We start from the raw sequence: 20,049 nt of genomic DNA on the forward strand, positions 1-20,049 counted from the left end.
GCATCGTAGCTGGCGCCGCCCCTGACTTACCCACCGGTAATACCTACAGACCGGTCGGCAGCCACCCACGGTACCTCGAGAGGATCAGTTGAGTCCCGCGTAGGAGTGCAAGCCGGACACGACCATGTTGATGATGAAGAGATTGAACAGCATCGCAACGAATCCGGCGATGTTGATCCAGGCAGCCTTCGTCTCCCGCCAACCAGACGTTGCCCTCGCATGCAGGTAGGCCGCGTAGATCACCCAGGCGATGAAGGACATCGTCTCTTTGGGGTCCCAACCCCAGAAGCGTCCCCATGCAGCTTCCGCCCAGATCGCACCGAGGATCACACCTGCGCCGAACAGCGGAAATGCGATGATCGTGCTCTTGTATGCCAAGCGGTCGAGCGTCTGGGCGTCCGGCAGTCGCTCCGCGATCCGGCCGCCGATGCTCGTGCCTTCGTCACCGGGCGGGAACTTCAGTCGCAACAGGAACAGGAGGCTGGCGATACCGCCGATCATGAAGATGCCGGAGCCGACGCTGACGATCGTCACGTGAATCGGCAGCCAGTACGAGCGCAGCGCCGGAACCACGGGAGCCGCGTCGGCGTAGAGAACCGTGCCGGCGAGGAACATCAAGATCAGAACCGGTACCAGCAGGAAGACCCACATCGGACGGTACGCCGGCTTGATCAGCAGGACGTGCCCGACCAGCAACGACGCCGCACACGCCATCGCCACGAATTCGTACATGTTGCCGAGTGGGAATCGTTCCGTCGCAAATCCGCGGAGCACGATCGACGCGAAGATCAGTACTGTTCCGACAACCAAGACAGCTCGGCCCATTCCGCCGAATCGCTCCGAGAGCGACTTGGTCGGAGTCTCCGCGACCCGGCCAGGCACGGACGCGTCGACTCCACCGGCAGAGACCAGTTCCTTGTCCTGAACCGCCTTGGCTCTGGCCGACGCGTACTGCACGATGAGCAGCACAAACGCCAGCACAAGCACGGTGAAGGCGGACTTGAAGGCCCAGTCGCTGTACTGCGCGAGTGTCTCGTTGGTTGTCATCGGGCGTTCTCCTGCGCGTGCGGTTGGTTCACCGCGGTGGTCGGATTGCTTTTCAGCAAGCGGTCGGCGAGGCGGTCGAACTCGTCGCCCCAGCCTGCGTGGTCGGTGCGGGCAAGCCCACCAAGTTCTACTACAGTACGTCGTTCGTCATCTGGATAGATACGTGCCCAGACGCGGCGACGCTTGATCACGAGCGAGACGAGTAGCCCCGCCATCATCGTCAACGCTGAAACCAGTACCCACACCTGAGCGGGATCGTGGGAGACCTGCAGGTTGACGAAGTCGACGGCACCATCGAATCGCACCTGAGTTCCGTCGGCAAGCGTCGCGCTCTCACCCGGGAACAGATTGACTCGGTCCTGCTTGACCAGCCGGCCCTGATTGATCAGTTCGGTGTTGAGCTCGAACAGCGATTGCGGGTTACCGGTATCGAGTCCGGTATCACCTTTGTAGATGTCGATGGCGACTGCCGGATCGTTCATCGCCGGGTAACTCGACGACAGCAGGTTGCCGTGGAACAGCGCTGTGGGCGCGAACAATCCTTCGATGGCAATCTGGTTCTTCCGGCGCTCGTCCGTATCGGGATACATGCCGCCCGGCGGGTCGAAACGCATAGCGCCACTACTCAGGAACGTCGTGGCGTCGTCCGGACGCCACTGGAGCGTCTCGGTGCGGGTCTCACCGTTCGGGAACGTGACGGTGAATGTCGGCGCGTATCCGTGTCCCTGCAGGTACACACGATCGCCGGCGATCCGCAGCGGGTGGTTCACCTGGATGGTCGTGTCCCGCCAGGTATCGGACTCGAGGTCGTCGCCTGCCTGGTACGAGATGTCCGAGGTGAACATCTCGGCCTGACCGGTCTCGAGGTAGTCGGCCTGGAAATTCTTCACACGGACACACAGCGGAGTCATGCCGGTGCCGTCGAGGCTCAGACCGGCGACGAAGGAATCGAACACTGCCGGCGAAGTCGTGCAGAATCCGGGGCCGTCGTTAGCGATGACGATGCGGTTGCCCTCGTAGCCGAACAACTTGCCCGCGGCGATCGCGATCAACAATCCGACCAGCGACAGGTGGAACACGAGGTTGCCGAATTCGCGGAGGTATCCCTTCTCCGCCGAGATGGTGATCTCGCCTTCGCGTCGTGATTTCGTATCGCCGCGACGCGTTTCGACGCGCCACCCACGCAGTTCTTTCGACACCCGGGCAGCAAGTTCGTCGGGAGTCTCGCCGTCGACGACGCTCTTGGTGTGGTGCGGCAGGCGAGCAAGATTGCGCGGCGCATTCACCGGACGGGTGCGCAGCGCCTTCGCGTGCTCCACGCAACGCGGCAGGATGCAGCCGACCAGCGAGATGAAGAGCAAAGCGTAGATCGCGGTGAACCAGAAGCTGCTGAACACGTCGAACAGTTCGAGGCGGTCCATCCACGGACCGAGCGTCGGACGCGCGGCGATGTAGTCGGCGACCTTGCCCTCGTTGAGGGTTCGTTGTGGCAGCAGGGCGCCGGGGATCGCCGCGAGTGCGAGGAGGAACAGCAGAACCAGCGCGGTCCGCATCGAGGTCAGGCCGCGCCAGGTGTTGCGCCCGAGTGCAACGACTCGACCGATCACCGACTGCTTCGGCAGCACGGGTGTCGGGTTGTCGTTATTGTCGTCAGCTGTCATATCGGCAGCGTCACCTCCGAGATAAATGCGTCGCGAACCCAGCCGACGAACTGGTCCCACGCGCCTGTGACGAGGGCGATTCCCACTGCCACCAACATGATTCCGCCGAAAATTTGAATGGTGCGTGCATTACGACGCAACCAGCCGACGCCGGTCAGCGCACGCGCCGACCCCAGCGCCAAGATGATGAACGGCAGGCCGAGTCCGATGCAGTACGCGACGATCAAGGTGACACCGCGCGCGGCGGTCATCCCGTCGGTTCCCGCGGCTACGGACATCACGCCTGCCAATGTCGGCCCGAGGCATGGCGTCCACCCCAGCGCGAACACTCCCCCGAGCAGCGGCGCCCCCACCAGCGACGACACACGACGCGGTTCGAAACGGACGTCTTTCTGCAGCGCCGGGATCAGTCCGATGAACACCAGACCCATCGCGATCGTGACCACACCGCCCACGCGCATCAGGACCTCGCGGTTGACGAGCAGAGTCGAGATCACGCCGAACACCGACGCGGTCGCGAGAACGAAGACGACGGTGAAGCCGGCGACGAACAGTCCGGCCGCACCGGCCACCCTCAGGCGGCTGCTCCGGGTGATCGTCCGGGTCCTCGCCTCGTCCGCGGTGATCGCGGGGGCGTCGGCGCCGACGACGCCGGCCAGGTAGGACAGGTAGCCGGGAACGAGCGGCACGACGCACGGTGAAGCGAACGACACCAGACCGGCGAGCACACAGGCGCCGAGGGCCAGCAGAAGCGGACCGGACGACGCCGCGTTCTGAAACGCTTCGCCCACACCGGCACTCAGTGTGTCGCTGCCGGCCAGCAGCGTGGTGGTCGTGGTTGTCATCTTTACTGCGCGTCTTCCTGAGCTACTCGCTGGACGACGGGCAGCAAATCCTCGGCGAGAAGTTCTTGGAGGAACACCGCGGCAACGCGATGCTGGCGGTCCAGGACGATCGTCGTCGGAATGACCGACGTGGGGTAGCCGTCACCGAGGGCGATCAGCGAACGCATCGACGGGTCGTAGATCGACGGGTACGAGACCTTGTTGTCGACCACGAAGTCCTGCGCTTTGTTCTTGGTGTCGTCGCGGACGTTGATGCCGAGGAACTGCACGCCCGAATCCTTGGTCTGCTCGTAGACCTGTTCCAGGTCGTCGGCTTCGGCGCGGCACGGCCCGCACCACTGACCCCAGACGTTGAGGACGACGACCTTGCCCTCGAAGTCGTCGACGCCGACCTTCTGACCTTCGTTCATCAGATCGGGCCCGGAGAGCTTGCCGATGGTGCCTCGGTCGGACGGTGGATCGTAGAAGATCTTGGTCTGCCCGCCCGGTGAGACGAAGTCGAAAGTTCCGCCCTGTGCGACGGCGTCGTCGCCGGTCGCGCAGGACGAGAGAAGAAGCATCGCCGACGCAGCGGCTGCGAATGCTGCGGCGATGCGGCGCGAAATCATGCTCCTGTCACTCTCGGGTCGGAGGCACCGGCAGGTTCGGAGTAGACGATGTCGACCAGGGTGTCGCCTTCGTAGACCAGTGAGGTCAACGAGGCCAGTCCACACTGACGGTGACGGGGATCGTGCCAGAGACGCTCGCCCTGCAGGAATCGACGCAGTGTCCAGACCGGAAGCTGATGGCTGACGACGACGGCTTCGTGTCCGACTGCCGCGACGCGTGCGGCGTTGACGGCTGCGAGCATGCGATGAGCGATCTGCAGGTAGGGCTCGCCCCAGGACGGGGTGAACGGGTCACGCAATTTCCACCAGTGACGCGGACGTGAGAGCGCACCGTCCCCGACGGCAACCTTGAGACCCTCGAACTCGTTGCCTGCCTCGATGAGGTTTTCGTCGGTGACGATGTCGAGCTTGTGTGCCTCGGCGATCGGCGTCGCGGTCTCTTGTGCGCGCTGCAGCGGCGACGCGACCACGTGGGTGATGTCGTGATCGGCGAGCACCGACGCGACCGCACGAGCCTGGGCTTCGCCCGCCACCGACAACCGGAAGCCCGGGAGCCGTCCGTAGAGGATCCCGCGCGGGTTGTGAACTTCGCCGTGGCGAAGGACGTGGACGATGGTGCGGGTGGACGTGTGGTCGGGGTGATCGGCGTCGGTCACAGTCGAGGGTCCTCGCTGAAGAAGATGGATGTCGGAAGCGTGCGGTTGTTGCTCGAGCTTGAACGTGTCAGGGCTTGACGGCAGCAGCTGCGGCCTTGGCGGCGTGCGGCATGGCGTCGGCGATGATCGAGAATGCTCGATCGTCGAGTGCAGCGGAGACGAACCACGCTTCGAACGCGCTCGGCGGCGGGTACACGCCGCGGGAGAGCAACGCGTGGAAGAAGGCGGGGAATCGCCAGGTCTGCGCGGCTTTGGCTTCGTCGTAGTTGGTCACCGTGTTCTCGGTGAAGAACACGCTCACCAAGGTTCCGGCGTACTGCACACGGTGTTCGACGCCTTCGGCGGTGAGGGCTTGGGTCATGAGGTCGCCGAGGGCGGTCGCGTTCCGGCCGAGCTTGGCGTACACCTCGGCGTCGGCGGCGCGCAGACTCGCGAGTCCGGCGGCGACGGCCACGGGGTTACCCGAGAGGGTGCCGGCCTGGTAGACGGGACCGTCCGGCGCGAGGTGACCCATGATGTCGCCGCGGCCGCCGAATGCTGCGGCAGGCAGGCCGCCGCTCATGACCTTGCCGAAGGTGTAGAGGTCGCCTGCGACGTTGTCGATGCCGTACCAACCCGAGGCGCTGACGCGGAATCCCGTCATCACCTCGTCCATGATCAGGAGTGCGCCGTGCTCACGGGTGAGACGACGCAGACCCTCGTTGAAACCGGGAAGCGGTGCGACGGCGCCCATGTTTCCGGCGGCAGCTTCGGTGATGACGCACGCGATGGCGCCGGGGTTGGCGGCGAACGCCGCGGCGACTGCGTCGAGATCGTTGTAGCGGACGACGATGGTGTCTTCGGCTTGAGCGCCGGTCACGCCGGGCGAGGTCGGCAGCCCGAACGTCGCGAGGCCCGATCCGGCGTCGGCGAGAAGGGCATCGACGTGGCCGTGGTAGCAACCGGAGAACTTGATGATCTTGGTGCGGCCGGTGAATCCGCGGGCGAGGCGGACTGCGCTCATCGTGGCTTCGGTTCCGGAGTTGACCAGACGAACCTTTTCCACGGGCGCGACGCGGGCGACGATTTCCTCGGCGAGAGCAACTTCGCCTTCGGTCGGCGCACCGAAGGAGAGACCTCCGAGGGCTGCTTCGCGAACGGCTTCGACGACTGCCGGGTGAGCGTGCCCGAGAATCATCGGACCCCAGGACGACACCAGGTCGACGTAGTTGTTTCCGTCGACGTCGGTGAGGGTGTAGCCGGATGCTTCGCGAATGAATCGCGGTGTTCCGCCGACCGAACCGAACGCGCGGACGGGCGAGTTGACGCCACCCGGAATCACGTTGCCGGCACGTTCGAAGAGCCGAGCGGAGTTCGTTGCATGCACGTCGGGATCACCGGAAGACACAGTCACGGCTTCCAGTGTCCCAGTTCTGTCGAATCTGACAACGACAGGGTGTAGGACTTCGGTGCTCGAGGCGAGTTTTCCGGTCGAACCGGGCCCCACGTGAGACGATTCCGAGCATGAAGCGACTGTTGACGACGCTGATGGTCTCGGCTGCGATTCTTCTCACATCGTGTGGTTCGGACGCTTCGAACGACGACAAGGCGACAGTTTCGTCGCCGCCGAGCGCCACAGACTCGGCTCGAACCACCGCGACAACGAGCACCGACCCGGCGTTTCTCGGCGGGTGTTCGGCAGTGTCCGTCTACGTTCAGCAGCGTGTTCAGAGCGGCGACACGTCGACACAGACAGCGGGCGCCGACTTCCTGAAGATCGTCGAGAACGACCCTTCGTACCAGGCTATGTCCGAGAGCGAGAAGGAACTCTTCCGCCAAGGAATCGAAGCGGGTGCCGCGGGCTCCTGCTGAATGTGAGGTTGGGATCGAACCGGGTTGCCCGCGGTGCGCTACGCGCTATCGTCGGTTCCATGGCCACCACAGCGGACCACCTCAGGACAACACTCGACGGACGCTGGCGGGAGGTGCGTGAGCGCGTTCGCGGCGAATTGAACGACGAACGTTTTGCTCCGCACTACACACCCAACACCGCCATTGCGCGCTCCAAGGCTCTCGAACAGATGCGGGTCCTCGCCGATCTCGGCTACGCCGCAAACGGTTTCGCGGTCTCTCACGGCGGAACGGGCGACGCGGGTGGCGCCGTCACCAGCATCGAGATGCTCGCGATGTCCGACCTCTCACTGATGGTCAAGGCCGGCGTGCAGTGGGGACTGTTCGGCGGCGCCATCGAAAACCTCGGCACCGAGCGTCACCACCAGGCGTACGTCAAGCCGCTGATCGACCTGGACCTGCTCGGTTGCTTTGCGATGACCGAGACCGGTCACGGCAGCGACGTCCAGGAACTCGAAACCACGGCAACCTACGACGTCGAGACGGGCGAGTTCGTCGTCAACTCCCCCACCCCGTCTTCTCGCAAGGACTACATCGGCGGCGCTGCCCAGCACGCCACTGTCGCGGCAGTGTTCGCACAGCTGATCACCGGAGGCGAAAGCCAGGGCGTCCACTGCTTTGTCGTGCCGATTCGTGACGACGCCGGCAACGACCTCCCCGGAGTGACGACGTCCGACTGCGGGCTCAAGGGTGGACTGCCCGGAGTCGACAACGGCCGCATCGTCTTCGACCAGGTCCGCATCCCGCGGGAGAACCTGCTCAACCGTTACGCCGACGTCGCCGAGGACGGCACGTACAGCTCGGCGATCGAGAACCCGAACCGTCGGTTCTTCACGATGGTCGGCACATTGGTTCGTGGACGTGTCACCGTCGGTGGTTCGGCGGCAGCGGCCGCCCGCGTGGGATTGGCCATTGCCGGTCGATATGCCCTGCAGCGCAGGCAGTTCAGTGCTCCGAAGAGTGACGACGAGGTCCTGATCATGGACTACCTCGTCCATCAGAAGCGTCTGCTGCCGTTGATCGCCCGCTCGTACGCTCTGCAGTTCGCACAGAACGAACTGGTCGCCGCGATGCACGACATTCAGAGCAGCGACGACCCGGACCCGCAGGAGCAGCGCGAACTCGAGGGTCGTGCCGCCGGACTCAAGGCCGCCAACACGTGGCATGCCACTCGGGCAATCCAGGAAGCACGCGAAGCCTGTGGTGGCGCAGGCTATCTCGCCGAGAACCGCCTCACCGCGCTCAAGGCTGACACTGACGTCTTCACCACGTTCGAGGGTGACAACCACGTTCTGACGCAGTTGGTCGCAAAAGAACTCCTCACCTCGTACGCCGACGAAGTCCGCGGCATGAGCCCGGTCGACTGGATGCGCTTCGCGGCAACGACGGTCTCCGACGTGGTCAAGAAGCGCACGGCAGCGCAGCAGATCCTGCAGACGATCGTCGACACTCGCCAGGACAACGAAGAGGACGGCAGCCTCTTCAACCGCGGCACCCAGATGAAGATGTTCGAGGACCGCGAGGAGTACCTACTCGCCACTGCGGCAAGGCGATTGCAGGCAGCGCAGAAACGCGAGGAGAACCCGTTCGACGCGTTCAACTTCGTGCAGGACCACGTACTCAAAGCCGCTCAGGCGCACATCGAGCGTGTCATCCTGGAAGCATTCGTCGCCGGCATCGACTCGTGTGAGGACGAGACCGCAAAGGAACTCTTCGGCGAGGTGTGCGATCTCTACGCACTGTCCGTGATCGAAGAGGACAAGGCCTGGTTCATGGAGCACCGGCATCTGTCGGTGGAGCGTTCGAAGGCCGTGACGCGCGGGATCAACGAGCGTTGCCGCACCCTGCGCCCCCACGTCGAGACACTGATCGACGGGTTCGGCATTCCGGACATCCTGCTGGGGTCCGCGATGCTCGACGGACCGGGCACGGACGCCGTACGGCTGAAGTAGACAGTTCGGGTGGGGTCGGCAATCGCCGGCCCCACCACATTTATTGCGCTGCCGTCTTTTTCGACTGCCGAGAGGCAAGCAGTCCGGTCAGGCCGAGTGCCGCGACCAGCCAGATCCCCAGAACGAGCAGGTGCGGTCCGGCGCCGTTCCCATCGAAGTAGATGACGGAGCGGATGGGCTCCATGGCCGCTGATCCGAGCCAGAACGAATGGATGTGCTGCCAGAATCCGGGCAGGAACGACACCGGGATCGCACCACCCGAACTCGGGAAGTTGATGAAAACGAGCACCGTCAGCACCGCGAAGATCGCGGCTTGGCCGAGCAGTCGATTGAGCAGGATGCTCACCGCACCGACGGTGAACGTGTAGAGCATCGAGATCCCCAGCAATTGCAGGATCTGACCGACCGACGCCCCGAAGGCGTGCATGAAGATGCTGGTGATGCCGAAGGCTATGAGCGGGGTGAGTATCGCCGCACCGGCCAGGATCGAATACTGCTCTCGCAGCCGCATTCTCGGCGCAACCTGACTGAGCACCGTGATGGTCAGGTAGCCACCGAGGGTGCAGACGATCAGGAAGTAGAAGAGCCCGACGGTAGAGGAGTCGCGCGCCGTGACGGGCGCCGAGTCGATCACCGTGACCTGCTGCCCCGTCTGCTCCGCGACGGAATGCGCCAAGCTGCTCACCACGGAAACCGTCGAGGCACCCGCACCGGTGGCGATATGGGCGGTCACGGTGTCACCGATCTCGACGGCGCCGATAGCGTCACGGTTGTCGATGCGCGAGATCGCGTCAGCCGAGTTCTCTGTGGCGACGAAGTCGAATTTGTCGCCAGACGTGGCTTCGATTCCCTCGATCAACGACGCCGTCACAGATGCTGGACCAACCACCACGATCGGTGCCTGGTTCGGCAACGGCGAGTGGAACGCGCTGACGTAACACAGGCAGAACATGATGACGAAGAACAGCGGAAACGCGAGTCCACTGCCCACCATCTTCCAGTTGGTCGGCGGATCGACAACCTCTTCACTGGGAACGCGGACATCGGTATCTGTCATATTTCACACTCTCTTCACTAACCGCATCTAGCTGTCAACACCGTTGACAGACTCAACAGTCAACACTGTTGACACGTTAGAGTCAACGCCGTTGACAACGAGGTCGGCGAGCGAGCACAGAGGTCGATGTCGTGACATCCACGAGGTACACACCAGAGCAGGAACAGCCCTCGACGTCCGAGGCGATTCGCGCCGCAGCGTTCCAACTATTCGGTGAGCACGGGTTCGGCGGCACGTCAGTTCGCGCCATCGCCAAAGTTGCCGGAATCGATCCGGCCCTGGTCATCCGGCATTTCGGGTCGAAGGAAGCGCTGTTCCTGGAAACCACTCCGGTTGCGGACTACTTCGAAGGTCAGTTCGACGGCCCACTCGACACCCTCGGTGAGCGGATCGCAGCCTTCGTCCTGGGCAAGGCCGACGCCCGGATGCTGTCGGTGTACACAGCGCTCATGCGAGCGTCGGACAGTCCACGCATCCGGGAGCGACTGCGCGAGATGACAGGCACGTTTGCCACCAATCTCGCCGCTCGCCTCGACGGTGAAGACGCGTACACCCGCGCACTCCTGGTCTCCGCCCAGGTGTCCGGCCTGTTGAGCGTCCTCAGCGACGAGAGCATCCCCCAGTCCGCAGATCGCGACGAGTTGGCAAAACTCTACGGCCGGGCGATGCAGACGCTGATCGATCAGTACTGAGTGATGACCTCCTCGGCAAACCGTCGAATGGAGTCGAGTCGCCCCTGACGATCACCGGCGTCAACTCCGTAGCGATACCAGGGCAACACTCTGATTTCCGTGACTCCGAGAGTCTCGAGTTCGCGATATCCGTCCAGATCACGAACATCCGTCGGCGAGACGTTGACGCCGAAAGGAACATCGGCACGACCGTACTCGACCCGCAATTCCGTGAGGCGATCGATGGCGGAGGCCAATTCGGCATTGGTCGCGTTCACCGACATCCAACCGTCAGCCAGCCTGGCTGCACGACGCAACCCCGGTTCGCTGTGCCCACCGATGTAGATCAGAACCGGAATCTCCGGAGCCGGACTGATCATCAGAGCGTCGAAATCGTAGTGCTTGCCGTGGTATTCGACCCATTCCGGCCCACGTCCCGCACACACCGCCTTGATGATCTCGATGGCTTCGTCGGTACGCGCACCGCGGGTGCGCATCTCGGTACCGGTGAAGGTGAATTCCTCGGGAATCCAGGACAAACCGACGCCGAGGGCGACGCGGTTCCTCGACATCACGGCCATGGTCGCGACCTGCTTGGCTGTCAACAGCGGATCGCGCAGTGGAAGTTTGAACACGTTGGTGTAGAACTGAATTCGCGATGTGATGGCCGCCATCGCCGCCATGGCAATGAACGGATCAGGCATCGGCGTCTCGGGCGCCCACATCCGCTTCCCGTCAGCAGTGTACGGGTACGGCGCCGACACCTGCTCGGGATAGAACACGGAATCCGGCATCGCGATTCCGTCGAACCCCACCTCTTCGGCGACCTGCGCCAACTCGCACAGTTCCAGGGCGTCGATCATCGCACCCGCCAAGGACCACTTCATCGTTCCACCGTTTCGCCGTTGGGCGAGATCCAAGCGCCGCCCAAGAACATGATGTCGGTGATGTTGCGTACGACGCCGTGAACATTGCCGTCCCATGCGGTCAACACCGACGCCGGCCCCCAGATCACGTAAGGCACAGTCGCGTTGGCGTACTCCTGCACCTTGCTGATCGCCTCACGGACAGCATCGTCCGTCGATGCCGTCTGCACAGCTGTGATCATCGCGTCCATCTCCGGGTCCGCGAAGCCGGACGGGTTGTTCTTCGAATCACTGGCCATACTGTTGTACAAGTTGAGGTACGGCGCTTCTTCTCCGACCGGAGCGCCACCTCTGGTCATGTCGAAATCGTGGTCCTTGTATACCCGTCGAACCAGATCGGTCACATCGGTCGCGTAGTCGATGGTGACGTCGAAACCGATCGCGTTCAGCGACGCCTGAACCGTCAGTGCCGTCGCCTGTTGGCTGGGCTCCGGGGTGGTGAGGTAGCGGAGTTTCCCGTCGTACCCGTCGGACTTCGCTTGATCGAGCAGCGCCTTTGCCTTCACCTGATCGAACGGAATGCCTGCTGTGTTGTTGAACCAACGTGACGTCTGCGGGACCAGATCGGAACTGGCGGTGCCCAATCCGTTGTTCGCACGAGTATTGACCGCCTCCGGATCCACCCCGTAGGCGATCGCCTGACGGACGCGTACATCGGCCCCGGGCTTGCCCTCGCGATTGTTGATCGTGCCGATCCCGTTCTGTCCGGTCGGACTGAGGTAACCCGAGTATCCGTCGTCGAGAGCTTGTTCGATCACGGCCTCGTCGCGGAGGATGTACGTCATGTCGATCTGGCCGCTCTTCAACGATTCGTACTGAGAGTGCGCACCCGACGTGGGAACAAACCGCACTGTGTCCAGTGGCGGTTTACCGCCCTGATAATCCGTGCGTGCGGCGAGTACCAGTTCTTCGTGCGGGGCGAACTTGGCCAAGGTGAACGGACCCGCCCCGATCGGTGTGAACGCTCCCTCCCCGGTTCCTGAAACCGAACCTGCCTTTCCCCCTGAACTTCGCGCAACGATCATTCCGGGGCCGAGCGACAACAGCGCCGGGAATTGACGCCAGGGCCGCTCGAGCACGAATTCGACTGTGGTGGCGTCGGGCGTCTCGATCCGATCCACGATGTTGAGCCAGGTCTGCGATACATCACCTTTGCCTGCCACGAATCGATCGATACTCCACTTCACCGCTTCCGCGTCGAGCGGGCTTCCGTCGCTGAAGGTGAGGCCATCAGCCAAAGTGACGGTGTACGAAGTGAAGTCGCTGTTGTTCGACAGTGTCTTCGCGAGTTGTGGCACGAAGCTCCCGTTTGTGGAGTCGCTGCGTACCAGCGTGTCGTAAATCGCGGCCATTTCGGTTCCGCCGGTCGAACCGGCGGCTTGCGTTCTCGTGGGGTCCAACGAGGAAGGGAACGAATAGGACCCGAAGGTGAGAACACCGCCGTCGATCCGCTCCCCCACATCTGGGGCGCCCACAAAACCAGCTGCGCCACTACTGCTCGGTGAAGCCGATCCCGAGTTGTCCCCACTGCTCGACGCGCAGCCGGCCAACATCAATGCACCGGCAAGCCCGAGCGCGACAAAGCGAGGGCCGAACCTAATCTTCCTGGTGTACATACGTTCCCAATCTCCAGCAGCGGGTCAGATCTTGACTACCTTCGACGTCGGGATCGGGTGCGAGTCCGCCTTGATCCAGCGCAGCGCCCATGTCCCCTCGGCATGCGAATCGGTGTCGATCCAGTTGCCGTAACCCGGATCCTTCGCCGCCACGACGATTGTCATGGTGCCGTCGTCGTTGAGCTTCGCGGTGTGATTGTTGATGTAGATGTTCGTGCGGTTGTAGTCGAGAGACTCGACCCAGAAGTTCTGCAGCACGAAGTTGAAGTACTCGCAGTTCGGAACCTCGGTCTCGATGACCCACGCCTCGTCCTCGGCGAGCTTCCAGTAACCGTGGAAGTAGAAAATCGTCGGATCGCCGCCGGCGTCCTGGAAGTAGTCCTGTCCCCAGTCGAAGATCTCGTTGGTGTGCGGCTGGAATTTGCGCGACCACTCCAGGAAGGTCTCCGCCATCCCCTTCACGATCCCGACGGACTTGGTGAGGCGTTCGCCGATCTCTTCCGGACTCAGCGGGACGAACTCGCCGTCCGGGTTCAGGCATTCGATGGTCAGATCACCGATGACCTCGTTGCGCCGATCCTGGTGAGTTTGCCGAACGGAGATGAGGTTGCTGTCGGGCGCCAAAGGCAGCCAAGCGCCCTCAGCGGGCTTGTCGACGCTCGCGATGAACTCGAAACGGCCGTTCTCGTCGACCTCGAGGTCGTGGATATGCAGATCTCCGGTCTGCAGCATGGTGCCGTCGATGTGGTACCGATTGACGCGCGAGCCGAAGGTGATCAGCGGGACGGTGCCTCGGGTGCCGATGATCCGGTAGTTGTACTTACCGGAAATGTTGGCGCGCATGTAGACGTTGTCCGGATTGTCGGCACCGATCTTCGTCATCATGTTCGGGTTCGGAGCCGACGAGAACTGCGGCCACCGTGGATCGGTGTACTCGACACAGTTGATCGTGCCGTACCGAAGCAACCGACTCAGGTAGCGGATGCCCTCGGCTTGAGTCAGCGGATCCTGAGGGACGATCTCGTCCTCCAGGACCTTTCCGACATCGAGCAGATCTGCGCAGAACTTTTCCCAAACAGCATTCATGTGAATCTCCTTGTTTCGGTTGGGGCTTCGCCCTGTGCGCCTTTTTGGTAGTCGGCACTACCAAAAAGGCGCACAGGGCCGGAGGGCTTCAGGGTGTGGTCGCGAACTTCGCTTCGACGTCGGCGGCGCTCACGCCAAACTCCTCGAGCGAATAGCGATGCGACGGACGGCGGTGCTCGGCCAGGCTCGCCTGATGCGACGCCTCCACCGCTGCGCGAGCCTCGTCAGTGAAGGGCAGGTCGAACTGCGCGTAGATCTTCTCGACGGTGCCGACCGCATCGGCGATGAAGTCCTTGTAGTCGACGTCGATGAACTGATCGGGGTTGTAACGGCTACGGGCATTGTTGAAGTTCGCATTCCCTCGCGCCCACAACTCCAGTTGCGTGCGCCCGATGGCCGGACGATCGAAGGCCCTCGACATGTCGTGTCCGCCCTGCTCTACGAGGCTGAAGGTGGACGCCATCGATGTCAACGGGTCCCGGAAGGTCCGAACGAACAGTGCATCCGGATAGACCGACATGATCTCGTCGATCGCGAAGACATGGCTCGGGCTTTTGAGCACCCACCGTCTGTCCTGGTCGTGCAGCCCGATCAACTGCAGGTTCTTCTTGTGCCGCGCATAGGTTTCGGTCCAATCCTGCTCCGCCAGCCACTGCGTGTAACTCGGCACGTACGCCACCGTCTCGAACGCGGTCGAGAGCATCGTCTGCTGCAGCAGCCGCCAGCATTCCTCGACCTCCTCCGCCCCCATGAAATGAACCTTCATCAGGTCTGCCTCGTTACGCTGGCGAGCACGGTAGAAGGCGTCGGAGCGAACGTAATCTTCGTTCTCCGACCACGTGTCGCGCTCGGGGCGCGGCTGCGGCGTCTCGGCGAGCCACATCTCGGCGCCCTGATGCGCCGGGTCGGCACCGAGCAAGCGGTGCAGCGCGGTGCTGCCGGTGCGAGTCAACCCGACCACGAAGATCGCGCGTTCGATCGGAACGTCTACGTGCTCTGGATATTTCGCGAATCCGGCCTCACTGGTCAGGCGACCCGCGAGCGCTCCGACGATCATCTTGCGAGCGATCACCTTGCCGTGAGGAGTGAGGTCGGCCTCGTTCTGGAACGACTCGAGGAGAACTCGAAGTCCTTCGAGATAGCTGTCGCTGCCGAAGTTTTTGTACCCGGCCGCCTTGCACGCAGCCTGGTGCAAGTCGTCGATGGAACCGATGCCGTCGTAATCCTGTGTCATCTGTAAGTCCTTGTATGAGTTGATCAGTGGTGCGTGTGACCGCAGTTGACGTCGAGACATTGCCCTGTGATGGCCCTGGCTGAATCGGACAGGAGGAAGACGACAGCGTTTGCGATGTCATCTGGCTCCGGCAATCGGCGCAGATCGGCGCCCGCTGCGATCTCGTCGTAGATCACCTTGGGGTCGACTCCTGCCGCCGCCGCCTTCTTCTCGAACATGTTCTTGACCGAGTCCGCCCAGATATAGCCGGGAGCAACCGAATTGACTCGAACGCCCTTGGGACCGAGATCGATCGACAAACTGCGTGCCATTGCCAGGAGCCCGGATTTCATGATGCGGTAGGCCCCGAACCCGGGAAGTTGGTTGCGCAACACCATGGACGTGACCATCACGACGGACCCGTGCGACTCGATCAATGCCGGAGCAAATTCTCTGGTGACGTTCAACGCCGCGAGCAAGTTGATGTCGATGCCCGACTGGATGGACACCACGTCGGCGTCCAGGAGCGGGACCTGCGCGGGTTGAACAAATGCGTTGTTCACCAAGCAATGCACCGCACCGAACTCAGCGACAGTTGTCTCCGCCAACGAAGCGATCGAATCGACGTCGGTGAGGTTCGTCGGGACGGCCAACGCGATTCCGCCGCGGTCTCGAATCTCCGTTGCCACCGATTCCAAGCGCTCGGGTGTGCGGGCAGCCAGAACAACCTTCGCTCCGGCCGCCGCACTCTGCAGCGCAATCGAACGACCCAGCGCCGGGCCCACTCCCGAGACGACGACAACCTTGCCTGCCAGCAGGCCCTGATGGGTCAGCACAGCGCCTGCGGATCGAGAACAACACTCAGAGAAACGATCTTGCCGTTCTCGTCGAACTCGAACACATCGGTGGCAGCGAAGTCAGGGATACCGGCGCGCTGCACCCGAAGCTGCATGGCTGCGTACTTTCCCGTCACCGAAATCGGACCGAGCAGGCTGACTGTGAAATCGACCTGCGCGTTCGCGGTATCGAATTCGCGAATCTCGTCGATGCCGCGGTAGGTCTGGACCCCCAGCGGTTCGTGTTGAACTGCGTCGGGCGCAAACAGCGCAACCAGGCCGTCGACGTCGTGACTTCCGAGACACTTGACGTAATCTTCTACGGCAGAAACTATTTCAGCCCTGTCAGGCATGGATGCTCCTCGTGTTCAGGCGGATCAAGAAATGGTTCCGCGCGCGCGGAGATGGTCGACGATCGCGATCGCAGCGTCCTCGGTCGTCGTGACACTGGTGTCGATGTGAATGTCAGGGTTCTGCGGCGGTTCGTACGGCGAATCGATTCCGGTGAAGTTCACCAACTCGCCACGTCGAGCCTTCTTGTACAGCCCCTTGGGATCTCGCTCCTCTGCGACGGCAAGAGCGGTGTCGACGAAGATTTCGACGAACTGTTCGTCGCCGATCAATTCACGGGCGGCATGACGCTCCGCCTCGAACGGTGAAATGAAGGACGCGAGCACGATCAGACCGGCGTCCGCCATCAGTCGGGTGACCTCGGTGACGCGACGGATGTTCTCGACGCGGTCTGCTTCGGTGAATCCGAGGTCTCGATTCAGCCCGTGACGGACGTTGTCTCCGTCGAGGAGGTAGGTGTGTGCGCCGAGTGCGTGCAGTTGACGCTCGACATCGTTCGCGATGGTCGACTTTCCCGAACCGGAGAGACCGCTGAACCACAGAACTGCGGGTTGGTGTCCCTTGAGCCTGGTGTGCGCGGCCTCGTCGACGTCGACGGATTGCCAGTGAATGTTGTCCGATCGACGCAGCGAGTGCGTGATCATGCCCGCACCGACAGTGCCGTTGGTAAGGCGGTCGATGAGGATGAAGCTACCGGTGTCACGGTTGCCGACGTACGGGTCGAACGGGACCGGTCGATCGAAACTGAGGTTGCAGACACCGATTTCGTTGAGCGCGAGAGTAGTCGTTGCGGTCTTCTCGAGAGTGTTGACGTTGATCTTGTGTTTCGGTTTGGTGATGCGCGCAGTGACTGTCACGGTACCGATCTGGCACAGGAACGGCCGTTCGGGCAGCATGGGAGCCTCACCCATCCAGACGATGCAGGCCTCGAACTGATCGGCGACGGCCGGCGGATTGTCGGCGATGGACAGCACATCACCGCGACTGATGTCGATCTCGTCGGCGAGCGTGATGGTGACCGAGCGGCCCGCACCGGCAACGTCGAGGTCGCCACCCATGGTCACGATGCGCTCGACTGTGGACGTCTTTCCACTGGGGAGCACGCGGATGGGATCTCCGGGAGATACGGTGCCGGAAACGATCTGGCCGGAGAATCCGCGGAAGTCGAGGTCCGGCCGGTTGACCCACTGCACCGGCATCCGGAACGGAGCAGCGGCGGCAGCATCGTCGATGTCCACGCTTTCGAGATGCTCGATCAGGCTTGGTCCGGAATACCACGGGGTATTCGCACTGCGCTCGGTGAGATTGTCACCCATGTATGCCGACATCGGGATGGCGACGAACCCGTCCAGGCCGATCTCGTGAGCGAACTCTGCGTAATCCGCGGTAATGGCATCGAAGACCTCTTGCGAGTAGTCGACGAGGTCGAGCTTGTTCACGGCAAGCACCACGTGCTTGATCCCCAGCAACGACACCAGATACGAGTGCCGGCGGGTCTGAGTCAGTATCCCCTTGCGGGAATCGACAAGGATCACAGCAAGATCGGCGGTCGACGCGCCCGTCACCATGTTTCGGGTGTACTGCTCGTGCCCCGGAGTATCGGCGACGACGAACTTGCGTCGCTCGGTCGTGAAGTAGCGGTAGGCGACGTCGATCGTGATGCCCTGCTCACGTTCGGCGGCGAGACCGTCGACCAGGAGCGCGAAATCGAGCCCCTCCCCCTGGGTTCCGCTCTTGCGCGAATCGGCTTCGAGCGCCGTCAGCTGGTCGTCGAAGACGAGTTTCGATTCGTAGAGCAGACGGCCGATCAAGGTGCTCTTGCCGTCGTCGACGCTGCCGCAGGTGATGAATCGCAGCATGCTCTTGTTTGCATGACGTTCGAGGTACGCCTCGATGTCGTCAGCGATCAAATCCGAGGAAACAGTCATCAGAAGTACCCCTCTTGCTTCTTCTTTTCCATCGACGCGCTGGAGTCGTGGTCGATGACCCGTCCCTGGCGTTCGGAAGTGGTGGTGAGCAACATTTCCGAGATGATCTCGGTCAGGCTCGTTGCGGTCGATTCGACGGCTCCGGTCAGCGGGTAGCAGCCGAGGGTACGGAAACGAACGCTCTTGAGTTCCGGAGTCTCTCCCGGCAGCAACGGCATCCGGTCGTCGTCGACCATGATCAGCGCACCGTCCCGCTCGACGACGGGCCGCTTGTCGGCAAAATACAGCGGAACGATCGGAATCTCTTCCTGGCGTATGTATTCCCACACATCCAGCTCGGTCCAGTTCGAGAGAGGGAAGACGCGCAGGCTCTCGCCCGGCGCTTTGCGGACGTTGTACATCCGCCACAGTTCCGGTCGCTGCTGCTTGGGATCCCAACGGTGCGCAGCTGATCGGATCGAGAAGATGCGTTCCTTGGCGCGGGATTTTTCTTCGTCACGGCGGGCGCCGCCGAATGCAGCGTCGAACTTGTAGTGATCGAGGGCTTGTTTGAGGCCTTCGGTCTTCCACATATCGGTATGGACAGCGCTGCCGTGAGTGAACGGGTTGATCCCCTGCTTCACGCAGTCCGGGTTGGTGTGGACGATCAGATCGAGATCGCCTGCAGCAGCGGTACTGTCACGAAGTTTGTACATTTCACGGAACTTCCACGTGGTATCGACGTGCAGAAGCGGAAACGGCAGCTTCGACGGATAGAAGGCCTTGCGCGCCAGATGCAGCATCACAGCGGAGTCCTTGCCCACCGAGTACAACATCACCGGGTTCTCGCTCTGGGCAACAGCTTCACGCATGATGTGAATGCTCTCGGCTTCGAGTCGTTCGAGGTGCGTCAGTGTCGCGGTCATCAGCCCAGTTCCTCCAGTGCTTTCGGGGCGAGTTCAGGTCGGCAGATCAGCAGATCCGGCAACCACGGGTTTTCCTGGTTGTAGCGCAGTTCGCTGCCATCGATACGCGAAACATGCAGTCCCGCAGCGCGTGCGACGGCAACGGGCGCCGCCGAATCCCACTCGTACTGTCCTCCCGCATGTGCATAGATGTCTGCTTCTCCGGATACAACCGCCATCGCTTTGGCGCCGGCAGAGCCCATCTCGATCAACTCCGCGCCCATCGCGTCGGCCATGCGCATGACCGGTTCTGGACGACGCGTCCGCGATACGACGACTCGAACCGGCGTCGCGGCATCCCGTTCGGTTCGATCATCGCTGCTCGAATAGGTGACGCCAAGGGCAGGCATTGCGACCGCACCTGTTGTGAGGACACCGTTTTCGGTCAGCGCAACATGAACGGCCCAGTCCGATCGTCCGGCCTCGCCGTACTCACGGGTGCCGTCGAGAGGGTCGACGATCCACACCCGATCCGCCTTCAGCCTCGCGAGGTCGTCAGCCCCTTCCTCCGACAGCACTGCATCCGCAGGAAAGCGTCGGGCAAGTTCGGCGACGATGAATTCGTGACTGAGCCGATCGGACGCGTTCTTGAAAGTCGCGACATCACCGTCGTTTTCGCCGAGGGATTTCCGATGGTCGAGCAGAAGTTCTCCCGCCGCAGCGGCGATGTCGATCGCCGCGCGTTCATCGTTAGTGCGTGTCATAGGTACTCCACAACTGTGTAGACCTCCCGATCGATACGGGAAGAAAGGTCAGGCCGAC

General features: G+C 62.5%; 19 protein-coding genes. 3 read left to right on the top strand and 16 right to left on the bottom strand.

Annotation, left to right across the window (positions count from 1 at the left end; translation table 11 throughout):
* Positions 1–84: 84 nt before the first annotated feature.
* The 6 genes from ccsB to hemL form a co-directional block, all read right to left on the bottom strand.
* On the bottom strand, positions 85–1,047 hold the full coding sequence (gene ccsB, locus B0E55_RS15160; RefSeq protein WP_021333940.1) for a c-type cytochrome biogenesis protein CcsB: 963 nt from the start codon (positions 1,045–1,047) through the stop codon (positions 85–87).
* Positions 1,044–2,708: a cytochrome c biogenesis protein ResB gene (gene resB / locus B0E55_RS15165; protein ID WP_021333939.1), complete on the bottom strand. Its 1,665-nt coding sequence runs from the start codon at positions 2,706–2,708 to the stop codon at positions 1,044–1,046. Before resB ends, ccsB begins: the two co-directional genes overlap by 4 nt.
* Complete coding sequence (locus B0E55_RS15170; RefSeq protein ID WP_003941906.1) at positions 2,705–3,553, bottom strand: cytochrome c biogenesis CcdA family protein; 849 nt, start codon at positions 3,551–3,553, stop codon at positions 2,705–2,707. The genes resB and B0E55_RS15170 overlap by 4 nt, the downstream gene beginning before the upstream one ends.
* Before the next feature lie 2 nt (positions 3,554–3,555).
* The gene (locus B0E55_RS15175; protein WP_003942071.1) at positions 3,556–4,161 is read right to left on the bottom strand and encodes a TlpA disulfide reductase family protein; all 606 of its coding nucleotides are present in this window, start codon (positions 4,159–4,161) and stop codon (positions 3,556–3,558) included.
* The gene (locus tag B0E55_RS15180; RefSeq protein WP_003941868.1) at positions 4,158–4,817 is read right to left on the bottom strand and encodes a histidine phosphatase family protein; all 660 of its coding nucleotides are present in this window, start codon (positions 4,815–4,817) and stop codon (positions 4,158–4,160) included. Before B0E55_RS15180 ends, B0E55_RS15175 begins: the two co-directional genes overlap by 4 nt.
* Before the next feature lie 67 nt (positions 4,818–4,884).
* Positions 4,885–6,210, bottom strand: a complete 1,326-nt coding sequence (gene hemL / locus B0E55_RS15185) for a glutamate-1-semialdehyde 2,1-aminomutase (RefSeq protein ID WP_080910028.1) — start codon at positions 6,208–6,210, stop codon at positions 4,885–4,887.
* 110 nt (positions 6,211–6,320) lie between these two features.
* Between hemL and B0E55_RS15190 the strand changes: the two genes are divergently transcribed.
* Both B0E55_RS15190 and B0E55_RS15195 read left to right on the top strand, forming a co-directional pair.
* On the top strand, positions 6,321–6,668 hold the full coding sequence (locus B0E55_RS15190; RefSeq protein ID WP_029254849.1) for a hypothetical protein: 348 nt from the start codon (positions 6,321–6,323) through the stop codon (positions 6,666–6,668).
* A gap of 59 nt (positions 6,669–6,727) precedes the next feature.
* Positions 6,728–8,659, top strand: a complete 1,932-nt coding sequence (locus B0E55_RS15195) for an acyl-CoA dehydrogenase family protein (protein WP_024487810.1) — start codon at positions 6,728–6,730, stop codon at positions 8,657–8,659.
* A 40-nt stretch (positions 8,660–8,699) separates the two neighbouring features.
* Here B0E55_RS15195 and B0E55_RS15200 read toward each other — a convergent pair whose 3' ends face one another.
* Positions 8,700–9,716 carry an ABC transporter permease gene (locus tag B0E55_RS15200; protein WP_019744356.1) on the bottom strand — a complete coding sequence of 339 codons (1,017 nt, stop codon included), beginning with the start codon at positions 9,714–9,716 and terminating at the stop codon, positions 8,700–8,702.
* 131 nt (positions 9,717–9,847) lie between these two features.
* Between B0E55_RS15200 and B0E55_RS15205 the strand changes: the two genes are divergently transcribed.
* Positions 9,848–10,408: a TetR/AcrR family transcriptional regulator gene (locus tag B0E55_RS15205; protein ID WP_080909971.1), complete on the top strand. Its 561-nt coding sequence runs from the start codon at positions 9,848–9,850 to the stop codon at positions 10,406–10,408.
* On the opposite strand, the gene B0E55_RS15210 is transcribed toward B0E55_RS15205, so the two are convergent.
* The 9 genes from B0E55_RS15210 to B0E55_RS15250 all read right to left on the bottom strand — a co-directional run bounded on the left by B0E55_RS15210 (position 10,399) and on the right by B0E55_RS15250 (position 19,991).
* Positions 10,399–11,274 carry a TIGR03619 family F420-dependent LLM class oxidoreductase gene (locus B0E55_RS15210; RefSeq protein ID WP_080909972.1) on the bottom strand — a complete coding sequence of 292 codons (876 nt, stop codon included), beginning with the start codon at positions 11,272–11,274 and terminating at the stop codon, positions 10,399–10,401. The genes B0E55_RS15205 and B0E55_RS15210 overlap by 10 nt on opposite strands.
* Entirely contained in the window at positions 11,271–12,929 is a 1,659-nt protein-coding gene (locus B0E55_RS15215; protein WP_080909973.1) for an ABC transporter substrate-binding protein, read from the bottom strand. Before B0E55_RS15215 ends, B0E55_RS15210 begins: the two co-directional genes overlap by 4 nt.
* A gap of 24 nt (positions 12,930–12,953) precedes the next feature.
* A complete protein-coding gene (locus tag B0E55_RS15220) occupies positions 12,954–14,015 on the bottom strand; it encodes a DUF1214 domain-containing protein (RefSeq protein ID WP_020906785.1) in 1,062 nt (353 codons plus the stop codon).
* An 88-nt stretch (positions 14,016–14,103) separates the two neighbouring features.
* Positions 14,104–15,249: a sulfotransferase family protein gene (locus B0E55_RS15225; RefSeq protein WP_080909974.1), complete on the bottom strand. Its 1,146-nt coding sequence runs from the start codon at positions 15,247–15,249 to the stop codon at positions 14,104–14,106.
* A gap of 23 nt (positions 15,250–15,272) precedes the next feature.
* Positions 15,273–16,064, bottom strand: coding sequence for an SDR family oxidoreductase (locus B0E55_RS15230; protein WP_080909975.1), 792 nt, complete (start codon positions 16,062–16,064; stop codon positions 15,273–15,275).
* Positions 16,058–16,417, bottom strand: a complete 360-nt coding sequence (locus B0E55_RS15235) for a nuclear transport factor 2 family protein (RefSeq protein ID WP_080909976.1) — start codon at positions 16,415–16,417, stop codon at positions 16,058–16,060. Before B0E55_RS15235 ends, B0E55_RS15230 begins: the two co-directional genes overlap by 7 nt.
* Before the next feature lie 24 nt (positions 16,418–16,441).
* Positions 16,442–18,343, bottom strand: coding sequence for a sulfate adenylyltransferase subunit CysN (gene cysN / locus B0E55_RS15240; RefSeq protein ID WP_080909977.1), 1,902 nt, complete (start codon positions 18,341–18,343; stop codon positions 16,442–16,444).
* Entirely contained in the window at positions 18,343–19,248 is a 906-nt protein-coding gene (gene cysD, locus B0E55_RS15245) for a sulfate adenylyltransferase subunit CysD (protein ID WP_019744365.1), read from the bottom strand. The genes cysN and cysD overlap by 1 nt, the downstream gene beginning before the upstream one ends.
* Positions 19,248–19,991, bottom strand: coding sequence for a 3'(2'),5'-bisphosphate nucleotidase CysQ (locus B0E55_RS15250; RefSeq protein WP_080909978.1), 744 nt, complete (start codon positions 19,989–19,991; stop codon positions 19,248–19,250). Before B0E55_RS15250 ends, cysD begins: the two co-directional genes overlap by 1 nt.
* Positions 19,992–20,049: the final 58 nt, after the last annotated feature.

This window comes from Rhodococcus sp. 66b, assembly GCF_002076325.1.
Lineage (GTDB): Bacteria > Actinomycetota > Actinomycetes > Mycobacteriales > Mycobacteriaceae > Rhodococcus_F > Rhodococcus_F erythropolis.